Genomic DNA, 17,574 nt, shown 5'->3' with positions numbered 1-17,574 from the left:
TCGCTGGGCTACCCGGGAACGTTCTCCAGAAGCTCGGCATTCGTCGGGTACTTCTCCAGCAACTCAACCAGCTTTTTTGTGCCCTCTAGCGGTTTTAGACCGCTCAGCGCCCGGCGCAAGCCTCTTATTTTGTCCAGATCTTTCGGATCTAACAGCAGCTCTTCACGGCGAGTACTACTTTTCGAGATATCCAGCGCTGGGAAGATTCGCTGTTGCGCAACGTCCCTTGATAACACCAGCTCCATGTTCCCCGTGCCTTTGAACTCCTCAAATATCACCTGGTCCATACGGCTGCCAGTATCGACCAGAACGGTGGCTAAAATGGTCAGCGAGCCGCCATTCTCAAGGTTTCGAGCAGCGCCAAACATCCTCCGCGGGATCTCCATCGCTCGAGCATCAAGCCCGCCGGACATGGTACGACCGCTGCCTTTTCGCTCCGCATTATGCACACGTGAAAGCCTCGTGAGAGAATCAATCACAATCATGACGTCGTGACCCTCACCAGCTTGTTGGCGGGCGGTATCAAGCAGCTCATCGGCAACGCGAACGTGATGCGCATAGCTTTCATCCGAAGAAGACGCGTGTACCTCAGCCGGGACGCTACGCTTGAAATCAGTGACCTCTTCGGGCCGCTCATCGATCAATAAGGCGTACAGTTTAATCTCGGGATACGCCTTTCCCACCGCCTGGCAAATATGTTTCAAGATCGTCGATTTTCCAGACCCCGGCGGCGCAACGATCAAGCCTCGCTGTCCCATTCCGATCGGCGTGATCAAATCCATCGCGCGCACCGAGAATTCTTCTGAACCCAGCTCCAGGCGAATCCCTGGAGCCGGATTGATAACTACGCCGTTTAAAAACCGCTTTTGTGGATCAGCTTCAGACACCGCTTCGGTTGCCTCAGCCACATGTTTGGCGTCTTTATTTCGTGGCCGGGTTAAACCTAAAGTCTTTCTCGTCATGGTTGTTTGATAGCTCGTGTTTGATAGATATTTTTCGAAATGGGCTGATAGCGCCAAAAAAACAGAAGGCCTAACAGGTTGCTCTGGCGCGCTGCCGTGCCCGATGCAGAAGCGTCGGCCGACACCATCGACGTTACCGAAACGGTGGCAATCACCAGCATGCTGCAGGCAATAATCGACACCAACGTTTTGATGGCGTCCTGTTTAAGTGCAGGTATAAACGGTTTTAGCGCCGTTCCTGTTATTCAGATGAATGGACAGGTCTTGCCTGTGACCGAGGTCCACCGGTTTCTACGCTCTACTTCTTGAATTTGTTCTTAGCGTCACTGAAAGCAGACTTCATTGAATCGAATGCTGATTCCATGCCGTCCTTCAAGGTATCCCATGCCTCGCCACTAGCTTCTTTGATTTCTGCAATCTTTGTCTTCTGCTCTTCGAGCTTAGCTTCGAGCGCTGCGATCTGATGATTCACATCCTGCTTTACATCTGCGCTTTTATGGGATGCCTGCGCCTTTAACTTGTCCAGCTCTGCTTTCCACTCATCTAGTTTGGCCTCAGCTTTCTGTCGATATATCTCCTTGTCACCCATCATACTTTCTCCGTCGTCTAATGTTTGGCTTTCAGAGGTCGTTCTGAAAGTGATTCGCTGTGTATTCGATGTTCTGGACTTGTACCCCAGATTCTATAAATGCTCTTAGCGTTCACTCCGCCATTGCAACACCATTTCTCTTTGAGAGATATAGCAGCTGCCGCAGGCATACTTTTATCAAAGAGACCAAGCGAGCACCGTTTGAAGGTGTTGGCAAGCCGGAGCCTCTCAAGCACAACCTCGCCGGTTACTGGTCTCGCCGAATTAATGAAGAGCACCGAATAGTTTACAAGGTCACGGATGACGCTTTGCTTATCGCCCAGCTTCGCTATCACTACTGATTTAAGGTTTGGTTAAGCGCGATGCCACCACACCGAACGTCCACCCGCGGACTGTAAGGCTTTTATCTCATTCCAATACAGGTTCAGCCAATTCCGGAGTCTCGTCCAGGTACATCTCCTCGTCCCAAAGTCCAGCCGGGAAGGCCGCTTCTGGAATTGACACCTCTATGGCGGCTGCGCGTTGAATATATGGCTCTATAATCGGCGCCATACCTTTCAGCACTTGGGAGGGCAGGGCTGATGTAAATCGGTATTGCCCAGCCTCATCACCGACAACGAACGCGGTGAGCGTGCCGAAGTGATTGTCGCCTAGGTAGAACACCAGCGTAGCGGTGCGGCTGAGGGCGCGACCGGTGATGCGCTGGCCGCCGGCGGTGGATACCAGGCGGTTGTCGCCCGTACCTGTTTTGCCGCCCATGTTCAGGTCGCTACCGTCGGCGCGTTTGAAGGTGCCCAGCAGGCGTCGCCCAGTGCCTTTATTGACCACATCGGCGAGGGCGAGCTTCATCACACGGGCTACGTCTGGATGCATCACCTGATCGGCCATGGCCAGCGCCGGGCTGAGATGGGTTTCATAGGGGGTATCTGCCGCAAACACTAGCCGATTGATACGACGGGGCGAGATACGCGCGCCGTCGTTCATTATGGTGCTCATCAGCTCCGCCAAGGCTGCGGGTCGATCACCTGAACTGCCGAGAGCAGTGGCCAGTGATGGCACCAGATAGTCAAAGGGAAACCCCAGGCGCCGCCAGCGCCGGTGCAGTTCGGCAAAGGCCTCGACGTCCAGCATCGTGCGTATGCGGCTGTCGCGTGCATTGCTGGCGCGGGTGCGGCTGAGCCAGCGGTAGACCTCTTGACGCTGATTGGCGCTGGCTGTCAGTACTTCGGAAAAGGTGGCCTTATCGTTTTGCAGCAGATAACCCACCAGCCATAATTCCAGCGGATGCACGTTGGCAAGGTAGCCCAGATCCTGCAAATTAAAGAGCTGGGGATCGTAGCGCCCATACAGACGCGCCAAGGCAGTGGCCTCTGGTACCTGAACCAGCTTCTCCGCCATGAACTGGTTGAAACTGTCCAGATCCGCCGACGGATTCAGGTAACGGTAAATCACCGCTGCCCGCACTGGTGTGAGCTGTAGCCCGGAGAGAAAAGCACTTACGCGCTCGTCGTCCCCTTTGTTCACGTACTTGCCCCAGAAACGAGACAGGAACTGGGTCCCTTCCCGATCCGCAAAGCGAGCCAGCACTTGGGCACGACGAGGGTCATTGTCATTACCCATCAGTGTGCGCAGGTCTTGCCACTGCTGCTGGGTGAGATGACTGATGACATCCCGCAACATCCGCACGAAGGGCAAGTTGATGGATTCGTTGAGTGCTTCGCGTACTGTGGGATTGCGACTGTTGTCCTCGCGCCGGAAATTGCTGAACGTATGTTTGCCACCGCCAGTAAAAAATGACTCAGCGGCGCTGGCGGAATAGCGTCGGTCCATCGCCGCTGCCAACATCTGCTCCAGGGTCATCTCGGGTTGAACAATCAATTGCCCCACCACCCAGCGGGTGAGCGGGTCGGTATCAGCCGGCTGCGCTGCGCGTGGCAGCGGGGCGTAACGCTCGTAAAGCTCGGCAATGATCTCCAGATAGGATGCCAGCACTCGCAGCTTGGCAGTAGAGCCCAACTCCAGCTTGCTGCCTTCATTGATGTCGAAGGGAATATCGGTGTTATCCGTTTGCACCCGTACCTGGTTGCCCAGATCACTGCGTTCAAACAGCGTGAAACTGTAACGAAGGCTTGCCGCCTGCCCGGGGCGAAGTAAAGATTCCCCAACCAGACCGTTAGCTTCAGCCACAGCGGGATCACGCAAACTGCGCAGATGTGCGGTGATCTGCTCTTGCAGGCTACGATCAAGCGTGGTGGTCACCTTCAAGTCCATCCGGTCGAGCTGATAGAGAGAGACATCCAGCAGTTTGCTCAAGCGGTTGCGCACCATATTGACGCCTTTGTTGGTGTCCCCCGGTATCACTGCTGGCTGCTCGCGGAAGTTACGAAATTCAAGGGCCTGCTCCAGTCCGGCCTCGGCGAGCGCCGGACTAATACGGTCACGCCTTCGTAGCAGGCGCAAATGAGCGTCCGCCATCTCTCCCAGCTCGGTCCGGTTTTGCAGCAAATAATAAGACGGCCGCCGGTGGGCAATCATCAGCGCCAGCACTTGGCGCAATGCAAGGCCCTGCAGCCGTAATTCGTCTTCCTCCGGAGACTTGAGTGCCAGCAAGCGATTCACCTCCGCGGGGTCCGCTGCGAACCAGACACGAAGCCCGTCGCCGATGCCATTGACCTCCCCATAACCCGGTGCCGCCGCAAGCGGTACCGTGTTCAGGTAATCCAGCACCAGTTGCCGACGCGCTGGCATGGTGTCCTCTCCGTGCCGGTACACCCGCACACTCGACGACACCATCTGCCGCAGCTTCTCCGTGATCGAACCAGTCACGCCGTCATCTGAATGGCGAAATTTTTCAATCTGCGTGGCTAGCGTACTGCCGCCCATCGACGGTGTGTTCAGATTCATGGCCTCGCCAGCTTTGAAGACAGCTGCCTTGAGGAACCGACCCCAGTTCACCGTCGGGTTCATCTGCGGGCGATCGTCGGAGAGCAGGCGGCGATCCTCGATAAACAGGAGGGATTCGACCATCAACGGTGGAATATCTTCGAAGCCCTCAAACACACGACGGGGATAACCAAAGTCAAACATGAGCTGTTGATCGACATCGCGTACCGACAAGCCCGCTTGATTTTTTTCAGGGTAGGGCGGGTAAAAACCGGCGTCTACGAAGGTCATGAGTGGCGACGAGAAACGTACCTGGCGATCAATGTAGAAACCATTGGTTTGCAAGCGGTCGAGCATCGCGGGCAAATTTACATAGCCCAAACGCTGGTCGAAAGGACCCTGTACCGGGAAACGAATACGGTCGCTCGGCCCCTCCTCGAGATCAAACGACAGCGAACGGGCGTAGTCCGGCAGTAAGCGCGCTTGCAGCCAGGATGTGCGCGCCTCAAACCAGGCGAGCCCGACAATCCCTATGCACAATAGCGCAGCGAACAGCAGCAACCTGCGCCAAAACCTGCGTCGGACTGGCTTTGGCGGAGGTTGACTGACCGGAGCCGGGTCATATTCGGAAAGGGGCGCATCAGTCATCGCTTGCGCTTGTGGATCTTGCGGAGCAGGTCCCATATTTTTTCAGCATTACTCTATAAAGCGCACTAGACTTGAAGGGTTACACCAAAAGTAGTCCAAGTGCTGGGCCTTATCCCTTATATTACGAGATATTTTTGTGCGGACTGTTTTCGTTCTGATCGTCTTGTCGCTGTTTTCAACCGCTTTGGTTTGCGCACAAACTGTTACGCCAGATCCTGCGAAATTGCAGTTGGCTTCGGTGAACGCGTTGATCATGGACTTGAACACCAATGAGATTCTGTATTCACGCAATCCTGATGCGATTGTACCCATTGCCTCGGTCACTAAAATGATGACTGCGCTGGTTGTACTGGACGATGTGGAGAGCGCTCCACTGGATGAGTGGATTACGGTGGATGTGGCGAAAACTGCAGAAATGAATAACGTGTTTTCCCATGTGCGGCTTGGTAGTCAGCTACAGCGCCGCGACATGCTGCTATTGGCGCTCATGGCATCGGAAAATCGCGCGGCCGCCACTTTGGCGCACCACTACAGCGGTGGTTACGACGCCTTTATTACCGCCATGAACGTTAAAGCCGCGACGCTGGGCATGAGTAATAGCCACTTCGTTGAGCCCACGGGTTTATCTGCCGGGAATGTGTCCACGCCACGTGATCTGGCATTGCTGATCCAGGCATCCGCAAACAATCCTGTTATCACGGCCCTCAGTGTCACGCCAAAAAAAGATGTCCATTTCCGCGCTCCGAGGCATGTGCGCGCCTTCTATAACACCAACCCTCTCGTTCGCGCGGCGCATTGGCAGATCCAGGCGAGCAAGACTGGCTTCACCAAAGTGGCGGGCCGTTGCCTGTTATTACAGGCAGAAATCCAGGAACGCCGATTGGCTATCGTGCTGTTGGATTCATTCGGCAAACGTTCGCATATCGGCGATGCCGATCGCGTGCGCCGCTGGCTGGAAACCGGCACCGGCGGCGCTGTGCATCCCACTGCCCTGGCATATGCTCAACGCCGCCAGTCACTTATCATGGCAAGCAAGGAAGTGTTGTCCCACCCATAGGCCCTGGCTGTGTGCGACGCGCTACTTGTTATACACGGCATGAACGGAGATCTCGCTCTCGCCCGCTTCAGCCCAGTCACTCTCGTCTTTGAAGTACACCGTCACCCGATCGTCGGCTCGCTTGCCTGCGATCATCGCGCGTTTTTCAGTGTCAGATGAGGAATAGATCTCGAAGCCAACCTTTTCAAGCGCCAGTGTGTAGAATTCGATACTGTCCTGCCGTGAGGCGCTGGTACTGAATCTGGCTATCGACTCCTCTCTATCTCCACCGGCCGAGTCAAACACATCCCCGATCACCAGGGTCGAGTCCGGCGGACTGGCAAGTCCGTACGGCAGGGCGAAATCGGCGTGAGCCATCATGCCTATGCAGAGCGCGGCGACGAGCACTGGAATTTTCAATAACCTTTTCATTTGAGTCTCTCCGTTTTAGCTCATGTCTGAGCTTGAGTAGATAATGACAGGGCCAGCACGAGCTGTCAGCCTGGTTCGAGAGCCGATGACCTCAGAAAGAACCAGCTAAAGGCGAGCCCAACAGTGAAGCCGGTCCTGGTTTCGACCAGCGGAGAGTCTTCGAAGCTTGCACCACTGATATTCTCAACGCGGCCGAAAATTCCGATAAGCCGCTGATCAGTCTTGGAACGCAGCGTTAGCGTCAGCCGAGAACCTGAAAATCCGCTCTCGGCCTCATAGGCGGGTCGCTCATCGCTTGCAAATTCAGGCTCAACGCCATAGTAGTTGTTCTGGAACTCGCGTGTGCCAAACTGCACGCCAGCTGACGCGGTGCCGATCCAGGTCTGATCCGACCATTCGAATAATCTCCTCGAATAACGGATATCAGGTGCGAAAGTGAAGCCTGATTCATCGATGCCGTCGCTGCTGAAGCCAAGATTGACCCGTAGCGGCAAATTCAGGCGCCATTCGCTCAGCTCAGTTTTTGCCAGCGTAATCTTGAGTGATGGACCGATCTCGAACAGCGTGTCGGTGTCGTCCATACCCTTGCGAAGATCGACATCTTCGCTGTCGATCCCCAGATTGAGGCCAAAGCTCAGGTCCAGCTCAAAGCGCTCATCATCGATCAGCTCGGCCCGAATGCCCTCGTTGTCGGATCTGAAGATCTCCCCGCGATAGATTATCAGGGGGACCGGCACGCCGAGGGTTCGAGTCTGTCTGGTGCCTGTGTAATAAGTCTGGTGCAGGGCTGCCGCTCCAAGACCAAGCTCCCAGAGGGGTTTACGTTCGGTTGTGGTCAATCCAGTCTCTATTGCAGCAGGCACGTCGGCAGCGCTTGCCAAACTGCTTGCCGCACTGCTTGCTAGATAAGCCAGGCAGTGGAACAGCACGATGGCTGCGCTGCTGCCGATGTAAGGTAGTCTCATGAATATCCAGTAAAGATGTCGAGGAGACGGATACGTTTGCGCAGCCAGCATGGTCTCACAGACCATATCCATACTAGCCTGCCAGCCAACCTGGTCACTCGGCGCTGCTGTCTTCATGAGCTCTTCAGAGGCGCTCTGTCGTAACCCATGTGACGATCATTCTTTTGCCGGCTACTGACTTGCCGGCCAGCTGCGTTTGGGAAAACCGGCTGCCTTCATGAACAAGAGGACGACGATGACTGATAACCGCCTGAGCTCGCTACTTGATAATGAGCAATTACAGCCGCTGCTCCCGGTTCTTTATATCGCCTGGGCTGATGTCGAGCTCAATGAACCGGAATGCGAGCGCATTTCTGAGCTGTCGAGTGCCCTACCAGAGATGGATGATGAATCCAGGGCGACACTGGACACCTGGCTGAAGCCTGACAAACCGCCAACTGCCACTGAGCTGAGCGCCTTACGCCGGCACATTCGTGAGCAAATGAAGCAGCACAAGCCAACCCTGGTCGCCATGTGTGCCGCCATGAAGGCTGATTGCGGCGAGAAACTCACCGCTGCAGTCGCCGCTTATGAGCAAGAACACTATATAAGTGGTGCCGGCGTGTACGCTGAAATCTTCTCCCACGTGGAGGAGCCCGTGCAGCAGGACTTCGCCGAGCCCTCGCCGAGCTTCCAGGCAGAGGATCTGCAGGCAGTGCTCGAAGGCGACTACGCCTCCGAATGGGCCGCGGTACGAAGGATTCTTGGTGCGGAATCATTCGCATACTCATTTGGCGAAAGCTCTGAGAGCCAACGCAAAGCTGTGTTGGACTGGCTCAAGCATCTGGCGAGCGAGAAGATGGGCCTCGTCATGATGCCAGAGTCCGTTGGCGGCAAGGATGACATGCCGGCATTCATCCATATGTTTGCGGCACTCGCCATGTTCGACCTGAGCCTGGTCGTCAAATTTGGTGTGCAGTTCGGTCTGTTCGGCGGCAGCATCCTCTTCCTCGGTTCTGAGCGGCACCACAAGAAGTATCTTGCTGACATCGCTTCTTTGAAGCGATTGGGCGGTTTTGCCATGAGTGAGTCTGGGCATGGTTCAAACGTGCGCGAGCTGGAGACAACGGCGACTTATGACCCGGAATCCGGTTCTTTCGTTCTCAACAGTCCCACGATTTCGTCACGCAAGGAGTGGATCGGCAACGCCGCCCGTGATGGTCGAACCATGACCGTGTTCGCACAGCTTGAAACCGGCGGAGAGCAGTATGGCGTCCACGCATTCGTCGTGGACATTCGCGATGATGACGGTGCACTGCTCGACGGCGTGCGGGTCGAAGATTGCGGCCACAAGATGGGTTTGAATGGCGTCGACAACGGCCGGCTCTATTTCGATCAGGTCAAAGTTCCACGCGACAATCTGCTGGACCGCTATGCCAGCGTGAGCACTGACGGTGCTTACGACAGTCCGATTCCTGGCGAAAACAAGCGCTTTTTCACCATGCTTGGAACACTGGTCGGTGGACGCATCAGTGTAGCTGCGGCGTCGGTGGTGGCTGCACGAAAATCGCTTGCCATAGCCGTTCGTTACGGAGCGCTCAGACGGCAGTTTGGCGGCGGCGACGGCGATATGACAATTCTTGATTACACCACGCACCAGCTGCGTCTGTTCCCCGCGCTGGCACACAATTTTGCGCTGCACTTCGCTGTCGAGGATCTTATACAGCAGTTCAGGCACCGGACGCCTGACACCAGCCGCGATATCGAAACACTGGCAGCAGGCATCAAGGCGATGGCGTCCTGGCATGCGATTAGTGCCACTCAGGCCGCGCGCGAGTGTTGCGGTGGGCAAGGTTTTCTCAGTGAAAACCAGATCTCGATCATACGCCGCGATGTCGATGTGTTCGCGACCTTCGAGGGCGACAATACGGTGCTCATGCAGCTGCTGGCAAAGAACAACCTGGCCAACTACGCCAAGGGCTTCGAGCAGGACCTGGTGCTGACCTTCGTACGCGAGCTGACCCGCAAGGCTAAAACCGAGCTGCTCGAAGGCAATCCACTCATCGCCCGCAAGACAGACGACGATCATCTGCGCGATGCCGATTTTCATCGCGACATACTGAGCCTTCGAGCCCATAACCTGCTGGTCTCGGCTGCCAGACGCATTCGCAAGAGGATCGACAACGATGTTGATCCCTTCTTGGCGTTCAACCAGATTCAGGATCATCTGATGTCCTACGCAACCGCTGAAATGGAGCGGCACATTGCAGAGCAGTTTTTCACGATAGTAGACGCCATGAGTGAAGGGCCCGCCAGGGACGCGCTGGAGAAAATGCGTCAGCTGTCTGCGATCGATGCCATCTACAGTGATTCGGCGTGGTTTCTCGACAACGGCTACTTTCAGCCAGAGAAGCACCGCGCGCTGCGGAAGGTGCGCATCAGACTACTTGCCGAGATTCGTCCGGACGCGCTGGCCTACGTCGAGAGCTTCGCCATACCGGACGGCTGCCTGTCTGCACCGATTGCCTTTGAGGATTACATTGGCAAGTCGCCACTGAAGCAGGTTGATGCGACGGAATCCTGAAGACGCCCTGGTGCAAAAACGAAGGTGTCAGAAGTCTCGGGCCGCTGGCTGCAGATCTTCGAAAAACCGTTGGAACCGTTGTTCAAGCTCAACATGATGCAGCTTGATTTCGGTGATAATGCCCTCGAAACGATTGGGGAACCTGATTCGCCGTGAGATCCGGTCGAGCGCGTATCCAATATTGTCGAGATCGCGGTACTGGCCGAACCAGTCGTGCTGGCGTATCTGCCTCGCTACCGGGAGCATTGCTGGAGGCATCAGGTGTTCGAATGCCTCCAGCTCATGATAGCGCTGGCTGATGAAGCCATTCGACCTCTGCGCGCTGTAGTGCTCCCAGTTCTTCAACAGGTAATGATCGTAGAGCACGTCGAGTGCGACGCCGGCAAAACGGCGCCTCTCGCTTGAAAACAGGCGCTTGCTGGCCAGGACCTCCGGATGTCTATCGGTGTAGCCATCGACTGCAAGATGATGGCGAATGCCGATCTGCATCGCAGGCGGCATGTCCTGCATCGATATACCCTTCAGAAAGTCGCCACAAACGCTGCCTATCCTGATAGCAGGCTCATCAGGGGCGAGAAACAGGTGAGCAAGATGATTCACTGGTCGGTGTCAGCGGACGTCAGCAGCAAATGTGCACCGAAGCCAAGCAGAAGAGCGCCTGTGGTGCCGTCAATAGTACTGCGGACTCGCGGCCGTTGAAGCCAGCTTCTGGCGAACTCGATAGCGCTGGCCAGTGTGCCGAGGAAGATCATGGCTATCGTGAAATGCAGACCGGCGATAAACAGCGACTGCAGCGCGGCAGAGTGTTCGGGATCTATGAACTGCGGCATGAAGGCCATGTAAAAGATAATGGGCTTGGGATTAAGGACGTTCGAGAGCAGTCCTTCCCTGAACGATGTCCAGGCAGGCACGCTTCGAGATGTCCTCGGCGCGTCAGGAACATCGAACTCACTGCGCCTTGCAGCTCGCAGACTCTGGATACCCAGCCAGATCAGGTAGCTTGCACCAGCCAGCTTCAGTGCAGCGAAGAGTGTGGCCGAGCCGAGCAGTATCGCCGACAGGCCTGCGGCTGAAATTGATGCGTGGACGAAAAGGCCCATGCAGATGCCGAATGCGGTGAGCCAGCCATCGATATGCCCACCCTTGCTCGCGTTTCGCAACACGAGCAGGGTATCCACCCCAGGGCTTACGGTCAGCAGGGTGAGCGCAAGGATAATGGTCGCCCATGCAAAATGATCAAACATTATCGCTTCATCCTAGCTTGCTATCGCTATCGTCGCTATAGCCCTCGAGCTTCGAGCGAATCCAGCACGGAATCTCCGCACCACACATGTCGCTGAAGCGCGAGTTTGGAATAGTTGGTGATTGGCATGACGCCTGGAACCACACGCCACTTTATGCGATCGCCGCTTGGTTGAAGCGATCGATTGGATCACCTCTGCAGCGAGCGCCATGCAGATTCCGCGAATTCGTCCCGGTAGTCGCTAGGGGATGTCTGGACCCGATGTGCCAGCCACGCTCTGCAATAGTTCTCCGATGGGCCTACGATCAGAGAAGATAGAATCTCGAACGGCTGAACAATCTTGGTATCTTTGTATTCAAAACTGAGCAACTTCTCTTTCAGTTCCTGATAATTCTTGGCGTTCCGAGCTTTCAGTTCCTGATGAAATGGCCCCTTTGATACTGAAGAGCGTGCCTGAAACAGGAATCTTGCCCAACTCGGGTGGGCTACAACCCAGTCCAAATAGCTCGATACGATCGAATAGACTGCGTCGCGAAGACTGTCCGTCTTGGCCAACTCCTGCTCCAGGTGTTGTCGCTGATCATCTTGTGCAGCAAAAAAAAGCGCACTCAAAATGCCTTCTTTGTTCCCAAAGTGATGATAAATCGCTCCAACACTCGTTTCGCAACGAGCCTTGATTGTATCGATCGTGGTTGCCTCCACTCCAAGTTCATTAAAGCAATCGAGCGCTTGCTTCAAGATCTCTCTCTTCAGTGCAGCCCTACGGCCCGGAAACCGAAATTCCAAGATGTTGTATTCACTGATCAATTTGTCATTCATCCGTTTGGGCTAGCGTTACCTTTGATTCTATCGTTTGACAGCTGTGACATAAACAGAATAATGTTCGTTTACAGAATATAATTCTGTTTAGATGATTATCCTTCAATGTCATGGAGAGCTTACCTATGAGCCAAGCCCTAGCAGCATTCAACGCGTTCGGCCCCGAGAGCTTCGGTAACATGGTGTGCCAACAGGCACCGTATTTCAGCACGATCCAGCCAGAACTCGTAGATTTAAAACCAGAATACGCCGAAGCACGGGTGCCGTTCAGAAAGGAAATTACCAACCACTTGGGTACGGTACACGCAATCGCGATGTGCAACGTCGCTGAGCTAGTGGCGGGATTGATGACAGATGCGTCGATACCTGGCGATGGACGGTGGATCCCACAGGCTATGTCGGTCAAATATCTAGCTAAGGCAAAGACGGCTTTGCGTGCTGTCGCGAATGGACAGGAGGTTGATTGGACTACTGCTGGTGAAAAAACTGTTCCAGTCGAAGTATTTGATGAGGGTGGTCAACTGGTGTTCACAGCGGAAATTACCATGAACGTCAAGTTGAGCTAATCGACCAGGTCCGCCGGGCTGAACGGCAACCGATCAGCCCGGCAACTGAAGCAGTACCGCTTGTATGGCGCAATGAAGAGTTATTCAACGTTGATCGTTTCCGAAATATGGAGGAAGAGCCGCAAGCTGCGAACCCTTCAAAACAACCTAAAACTCAATCGGCGACTTCAACCCCAAATTATCCCAAATCGCCAAACTAGGCGCCGCCTGGTTCAGGGTATAGAAATGCAGCCCAGGCGCACCAGCCTGAATTAGCCGCTCGCACAAACTGCTCACGACCTCTTCGCCGAACTTCATGATGCTCTCGCTATCGTCGCCGTAGCCCTCGAGCTTCGAGCGAATCCAGCGGGGAATCTCCGCACCACACATGTCGCTGAAACGGGCGAGTTTGGAATAGTTGGTGATCGGCATGATGCCGGGGACCACCGGGATATCGATGCCCTGTTTCTCGCACTCGTCGATGAAACTGAAATAGGCGTCGATATTGTAGAAGTACTGGGTGATGGCGCTGTTGGCGCCACACTCGACTTTCTGCTTGAAGAAACCGACGTCCTTGCTGGCCGATGGCGCCTGAGGATGAAACTCAGGGTAGGCTGCGACTTCGATCAGAAAATGCTGGCCACTATGCTCGCGGATATGGCGAACCAGATCGCTGGCATAGCGGAAGGCTCCGGAGGAGCCCATACCAGAAGGCAAATCGCCGCGCAGGGCGACGATACGCTGAATGCCTTCATTCTTGTACAGGGTGAGAAGATCGTCCATCGCCTCTTTTGTCGAACCAATGCACGACAGGTGAGGGGCGGTGGAGATGCCCTGGCGGTGCAGCTGCAGCACAGTGTCGATGGTACGCTCACGCGTGGAGCCACCAGCACCGTAGGTCACCGAGAAAAAGTCGGGCTTGCGCTTGGCAAGCTCATCGCGCTCTTTCTGCAACTTCTTCCAGCCCTCGTCCGTCTTCGGAGGAAAGAACTCGAAGCTGTAACGTGGCTTGAACTTCTGTTGCGACTGCATCACCAGGATCCTTCTCTGCTTAGATCGACTTTACGCGATCAATATTTGTAGTCATTTGGCTTGAACGGTCCTTCGACCTTCACACCAATGTAGTCTGCCTGCTGCGAGGTCAGCTTGGTGAGTACGCCACCAAAGCCCTGAACCATCGCTGCAGCCACTTCCTCGTCGAGCTTCTTCGGCAGTACCTTGACGTAGAGCTTGCCTTTCTTCTCGTCTTCCGGAAGATCACCGAAACGCTCGGCGTACAGGTGCATCTGCGCCAGTACCTGGTTGGCAAAGCTGCCATCCATGATGCGTGACGGGTGACCAGTGGCATTACCCAGGTTCACCAGACGGCCTTCAGACAGCAGGATGAGGTAGTCGTCGTTAGCGCGGTCACGGTAGACCAGGTGAACCTGTGGCTTCACCTCATCCCATTCCCAGGTCTTGCGCATGAACGGCGTATCGATTTCGTTGTCGAAGTGACCGATGTTGCAGACCACGGCGCCTTTCTTCAGCGTCTTCAGGATGGCTGAGTCACAGACGTTGACGTTACCAGTGGTGGTCACCAGCAGGTCGGTGTTCTGCAGCAGCGCGACATTGACGTCTTCAACCTTGCCGGTAGTTTCGCCGTTATTGTAGGCAGAGACGACTTCGTAGCCGTCCATACAGGCCTGCATCGCACAGATCGGATCGATCTCTGTGATCTTGACGATCATGCCTTCCTGACGCAGTGAAGCGGCTGAACCCTTGCCCACGTCGCCATAACCGATAACCAGCGCCTTCTTGCCTGACAGCAGGTGGTCGGTACCACGCTTGATGGCATCACTCAGCGAGTGTCTGCAGCCGTACTTGTTGTCGTTCTTGCTCTTGGTGACTGAGTCGTTGACGTTGATGGCCGGAACCCGCAGCGTGCCTTTCAGCAGACGCTCGAGCAGACGGTGTACACCAGTGGTCGTCTCTTCTGAAATACCGTGGACCTTATTGAGCATCTCAGGGAATTCATCGTGCAGCAAGTTCGTCAGATCGCCGCCGTCGTCGAGAATCATATTGGCATCCCATGGCTGGCCATCCTTGAGGACGGTCTGACGCAGGCACCACTCGTATTCTTCTTCAGTCTCACCCTTCCACGCGAACACCGGAATGCCAGCCGCCGCAATCGCAGCTGCCGCATGATCCTGCGTAGAGAAGATGTTGCATGAAGACCAGCGTACTTCGGCACCCAGTGCAGTCAGGGTTTCGATCAGTACAGCAGTCTGAATGGTCATGTGAATACAGCCGAGGATTTTTGCATCCTTCAGCGGCTGCTCTGCACGATAGCGCTCACGCAGCTTGATCAGCGCTGGCATTTCACTTTCCGCAATGTTGATTTCCTTGCGGCCGTAGCCCGACAACTTGATGTCGGCGACTTTGTAATCTGAAAAATTCGTGGGGGTCGTGATTGGCTCAACCTGTCCCATAACTGTTACCTCAATAATTCGTGGAATGCGTTGGTCTTCAGCAGTGCTTAAGCTTCTGCTCTCAGTGCTTCTGCCTTGTCAGTCTTTTCCCAGGTGAAGTTGTCACCGGTGCGACCGAAGTGACCATAGGCCGCAGTCGGACGATAAATAGGACGCTTCAAATCCAGCATCTTGATCAGGCCAGCAGGGCGCAGGTCAAAGTGTTTGCGGACCAGCTCGGCGATACGGTCATCAGGCACGATACCAGTGCCAAAAGTGTTGACCGAAATAGACGTTGGCTCGACCACGCCGATGGCGTAAGACACCTGAATTTCACAGCGAGCCGCCAGACCAGACGCCACGATGTTCTTGGCAACATAACGGCCAGCATAAGCGGCGCTACGGTCTACCTTTGAAGGATCCTTGCCAGAGAACGCGCCACCACCGTGACGGGCCATGCCGCCGTAGGTGTCGACGATGATCTTGCGACCAGTCAGGCCACAGTCACCAACAGGGCCACCAATGATGAACTGGCCGGTCGGGTTGATGTGGTACAGCGTGTCCTTGTGCAGCCACTCGGCAGGAATGACCTTCTTGACGATCAGTTCCATGACAGCTTCACGAATGCTCGCCTGGCTCACGTCAGGGCTGTGCTGGGTAGACAGTACAACCGCATCAACCGCGACTGGCTTGCCGTTTTCGTAGCGCAGGGTGATCTGGCTCTTCGCATCCGGACGCAGCCAGTTCAGCTCGCCGTTCTTGCGCAGTTCTGCCTGACGCTCGACCATGCGGTGCGCGTAGAAGATCGGCGCAGGCATGAGCACGTCGGTCTCATCGGTGGCGTAGCCGAACATCAGGCCCTGGTCGCCAGCGCCGAGTTCTTTCGCATCTGCTTCGTCAACGCCCATGGCGATGTCGCTGGACTGCTTGCCGATGGCGTTCAGAACCGCGCAAGACGCGCCGTCGAAGCCAACGTCAGAGCTGTTGTAGCCGATGTCGAGGATGACGTTACGCACGATCTCTTCGAGTTCGACGTAGGTGTTGGTTCTGACTTCACCAGCAATGATGGCCATGCCGGTCTTGACCATCGTTTCGACGGCAACACGGGCGTGCGGATCATCTTTGAGGATCGCGTCGAGAACGGCGTCCGATATCTGGTCGGCCATTTTATCCGGGTGGCCTTCGGAGACTGATTCGGACGTAAAGATTGAGTATTCGCTCATTGACTGGTTCCTTGTACCTGCGTGCATTGCATTGGCTGAGTCATCACTTAGGACGAGCTGACGACGGTGTAGGGCGCAGAATTATGGCTCTGCATTGAAAGACGGTTTGTCCCTGCAAGGGCCGGCCGTCTGAATTCGTGTACCTGGACCTGGAAACCGTTGCGGACACCTATATACAGGCATTCGCCGACTTCGAGCCCGCTGGCCTCTGCCCACTTGCGCAGTTCGGCCGCTTCGAAGCCGAGCCAGAGATCGCCACAGGCGTCCCGGGTCCAGCGTTGATCATGGTGGCTGAGATCGCAGACGATCAGGCAGCCACCGGGCTTGAGCATGGCGCTGCAGTCTTCGATCACACACTGTGGCGAGGCGACGTGGTGAAGCACCATGTTCATGACGATCAGGTCGGCTTCGAGACCCGAGACCTTGGCTTCTGCGGTATCCAGATGCCTGAAATCGATTGACGCGACAGCGGCCTGTTCGCAGTGCTGTCGGGCTTTTTCCAGCATGGCGGCTGAGTTGTCTACGGCGGTGACCTGCTCGAAACGCTGCGCGAGTTCTACAAGAAAGTGGCCTTCACCGGGGCCGACTTCTATGGCGTGCTGCCAGTCCGGATCCCTGAGCTGATCGATCAGTCTCAGGACGGGTTCGGCGTAAAGACCATATTCCGCCACACGCTCCTGCAGCAGCTGCATGTCGTCGGCGTGTCGGGCGAAGAAGGCCTGGCTCTGTTCGGCGCGCTGTGTGCGGATCTGGCTGAGGTTCGTTTTGACTTCGTCGCTAATGCTCAGCTCATCCACCAGATCGAATACACGGCTCAGTACTGACTCATCCAGACCGGCATCCGATGGGGTGAGCAGTGGGCGGCGATAGAAAATAGTGTTGCCTTCGCGCTGCGATTCCACCAGCCCGGCGGTGCTCAGCACCTTCAGATGGTGGCTCATGGCTGACTGCTTGATACCGAGCAGGGCGCTGAGCTCGAGCACACCGAAGGTGTCCTGCTGCAACAGTCGCAGCACCTGAAGCCGTATCTCGTCCCCACAGGCCTTGAACAGCTGCGCGCTTTCGGCGACGCTGAGGGCGCTGCCGGAGGGCTGTTCTGGGTGCTGTGGAAGGGGTATCGCCATCAATCTCAAAACTATATTGAAAATATTCGATGGAGGTTAACAGGCGCTTGCGGAGGGTTCAAGAACAATATCAAAGAAAATTGATATTGTTT

The 17,574-nt window shown here is 55.5% G+C and carries 16 protein-coding genes and 2 pseudogenes; 5 read left to right on the top strand and 13 right to left on the bottom strand.

Annotation, left to right across the window (positions count from 1 at the left end; all coding sequences use genetic code 11):
- Positions 1-8: 8 nt before the first annotated feature.
- Positions 9-962, bottom strand: a complete 954-nt coding sequence (rho, locus tag ABD735_RS14980) for a transcription termination factor Rho (protein ID WP_344807834.1) — start codon at positions 960-962, stop codon at positions 9-11.
- A gap of 96 nt (positions 963-1,058) precedes the next feature.
- Between rho and ABD735_RS14975 the strand changes: the two genes are divergently transcribed.
- Complete coding sequence (locus ABD735_RS14975; protein WP_344807832.1) at positions 1,059-1,271, top strand: hypothetical protein; 213 nt, start codon at positions 1,059-1,061, stop codon at positions 1,269-1,271.
- On the opposite strand, the gene ABD735_RS14970 is transcribed toward ABD735_RS14975, so the two are convergent.
- On the bottom strand, positions 1,261-1,554 hold the full coding sequence (locus ABD735_RS14970; RefSeq protein WP_344807830.1) for a sll1863 family stress response protein: 294 nt from the start codon (positions 1,552-1,554) through the stop codon (positions 1,261-1,263). The two genes, ABD735_RS14975 and ABD735_RS14970, sit on opposite strands and share 11 nt — an antisense overlap.
- A gap of 158 nt (positions 1,555-1,712) precedes the next feature.
- Here ABD735_RS14970 and ABD735_RS14965 point away from each other — a divergent pair.
- Positions 1,713-1,892: pseudogene (locus tag ABD735_RS14965) on the top strand (Txe/YoeB family addiction module toxin); the annotation flags it as partial.
- A 67-nt stretch (positions 1,893-1,959) separates the two neighbouring features.
- Here the strand turns inward: ABD735_RS14965 and ABD735_RS14960 are convergent.
- Positions 1,960-4,995 (bottom strand): transglycosylase domain-containing protein, encoded by a 3,036-nt coding sequence (locus tag ABD735_RS14960; RefSeq protein WP_344807828.1) that lies wholly within the window; start codon positions 4,993-4,995, stop codon positions 1,960-1,962.
- A 223-nt stretch (positions 4,996-5,218) separates the two neighbouring features.
- Here ABD735_RS14960 and pbpG point away from each other — a divergent pair, with 223 nt between their 5' ends.
- Positions 5,219-6,139, top strand: a complete 921-nt coding sequence (gene pbpG, locus ABD735_RS14955) for a D-alanyl-D-alanine endopeptidase (protein ID WP_344807826.1) — start codon at positions 5,219-5,221, stop codon at positions 6,137-6,139.
- A gap of 21 nt (positions 6,140-6,160) precedes the next feature.
- On the opposite strand, the gene ABD735_RS14950 is transcribed toward pbpG, so the two are convergent.
- Both ABD735_RS14950 and ABD735_RS14945 read right to left on the bottom strand, forming a co-directional pair.
- Entirely contained in the window at positions 6,161-6,550 is a 390-nt protein-coding gene (locus tag ABD735_RS14950) for a hypothetical protein (RefSeq protein WP_344807824.1), read from the bottom strand.
- A 65-nt stretch (positions 6,551-6,615) separates the two neighbouring features.
- Entirely contained in the window at positions 6,616-7,632 is a 1,017-nt protein-coding gene (locus ABD735_RS14945; RefSeq protein ID WP_344807822.1) for a MipA/OmpV family protein, read from the bottom strand.
- 118 nt (positions 7,633-7,750) lie between these two features.
- On the opposite strand from ABD735_RS14945, the gene ABD735_RS14940 reads away from it, so the two are divergent.
- Positions 7,751-10,078 carry an acyl-CoA dehydrogenase family protein gene (locus ABD735_RS14940; RefSeq protein WP_344807820.1) on the top strand — a complete coding sequence of 776 codons (2,328 nt, stop codon included), beginning with the start codon at positions 7,751-7,753 and terminating at the stop codon, positions 10,076-10,078.
- A gap of 27 nt (positions 10,079-10,105) precedes the next feature.
- Here the strand turns inward: ABD735_RS14940 and ABD735_RS14935 are convergent, their stop codons facing one another.
- From ABD735_RS14935 to ABD735_RS14920, 4 genes and pseudogenes are all read right to left on the bottom strand, one after another.
- Positions 10,106-10,678 carry an acyl carrier protein phosphodiesterase gene (locus ABD735_RS14935; protein ID WP_344807818.1) on the bottom strand — a complete coding sequence of 191 codons (573 nt, stop codon included), beginning with the start codon at positions 10,676-10,678 and terminating at the stop codon, positions 10,106-10,108.
- On the bottom strand, positions 10,675-11,322 hold the full coding sequence (locus ABD735_RS14930; protein WP_344807816.1) for a LysE family translocator: 648 nt from the start codon (positions 11,320-11,322) through the stop codon (positions 10,675-10,677). Before ABD735_RS14930 ends, ABD735_RS14935 begins: the two co-directional genes overlap by 4 nt.
- A 19-nt stretch (positions 11,323-11,341) precedes the next feature.
- Positions 11,342-11,465, bottom strand: a pseudogene (locus ABD735_RS14925) (methylenetetrahydrofolate reductase); the annotation flags it as partial.
- Between the two features lie 45 nt (positions 11,466-11,510).
- The gene (locus ABD735_RS14920; protein ID WP_344807814.1) at positions 11,511-12,059 is read right to left on the bottom strand and encodes a TetR/AcrR family transcriptional regulator; all 549 of its coding nucleotides are present in this window, start codon (positions 12,057-12,059) and stop codon (positions 11,511-11,513) included.
- A gap of 206 nt (positions 12,060-12,265) precedes the next feature.
- Here ABD735_RS14920 and ABD735_RS14915 point away from each other — a divergent pair, with 206 nt between their 5' ends.
- Entirely contained in the window at positions 12,266-12,706 is a 441-nt protein-coding gene (locus tag ABD735_RS14915; protein WP_344807812.1) for a hotdog fold domain-containing protein, read from the top strand.
- Positions 12,707-12,853: 147 nt separating this feature from the next.
- Here the strand turns inward: ABD735_RS14915 and metF are convergent, their stop codons facing one another.
- The 4 genes from metF to ABD735_RS14895 are packed head-to-tail and all read right to left on the bottom strand — an operon-like array spanning position 12,854 to position 17,482.
- Complete coding sequence (gene metF / locus ABD735_RS14910; protein WP_344807810.1) at positions 12,854-13,717, bottom strand: methylenetetrahydrofolate reductase [NAD(P)H]; 864 nt, start codon at positions 13,715-13,717, stop codon at positions 12,854-12,856.
- Positions 13,718-13,755: 38 nt separating this feature from the next.
- Entirely contained in the window at positions 13,756-15,156 is a 1,401-nt protein-coding gene (gene ahcY, locus ABD735_RS14905; RefSeq protein ID WP_344807808.1) for an adenosylhomocysteinase, read from the bottom strand.
- Between the two features lie 47 nt (positions 15,157-15,203).
- Positions 15,204-16,358, bottom strand: coding sequence for a methionine adenosyltransferase (gene metK, locus ABD735_RS14900; protein WP_344807806.1), 1,155 nt, complete (start codon positions 16,356-16,358; stop codon positions 15,204-15,206).
- 47 nt (positions 16,359-16,405) lie between these two features.
- Entirely contained in the window at positions 16,406-17,482 is a 1,077-nt protein-coding gene (locus tag ABD735_RS14895) for a metalloregulator ArsR/SmtB family transcription factor (RefSeq protein WP_344807804.1), read from the bottom strand.
- Positions 17,483-17,574: the final 92 nt, after the last annotated feature.

The sequence above is a fragment of the Allohahella marinimesophila genome, from assembly GCF_039538005.1.
GTDB lineage: Bacteria > Pseudomonadota > Gammaproteobacteria > Pseudomonadales > Oleiphilaceae > Allohahella > Allohahella marinimesophila.
The sequence above is the reverse complement of the archived record's forward strand: the minus strand, read 5'-3'. Positions and strand labels throughout refer to the sequence as shown.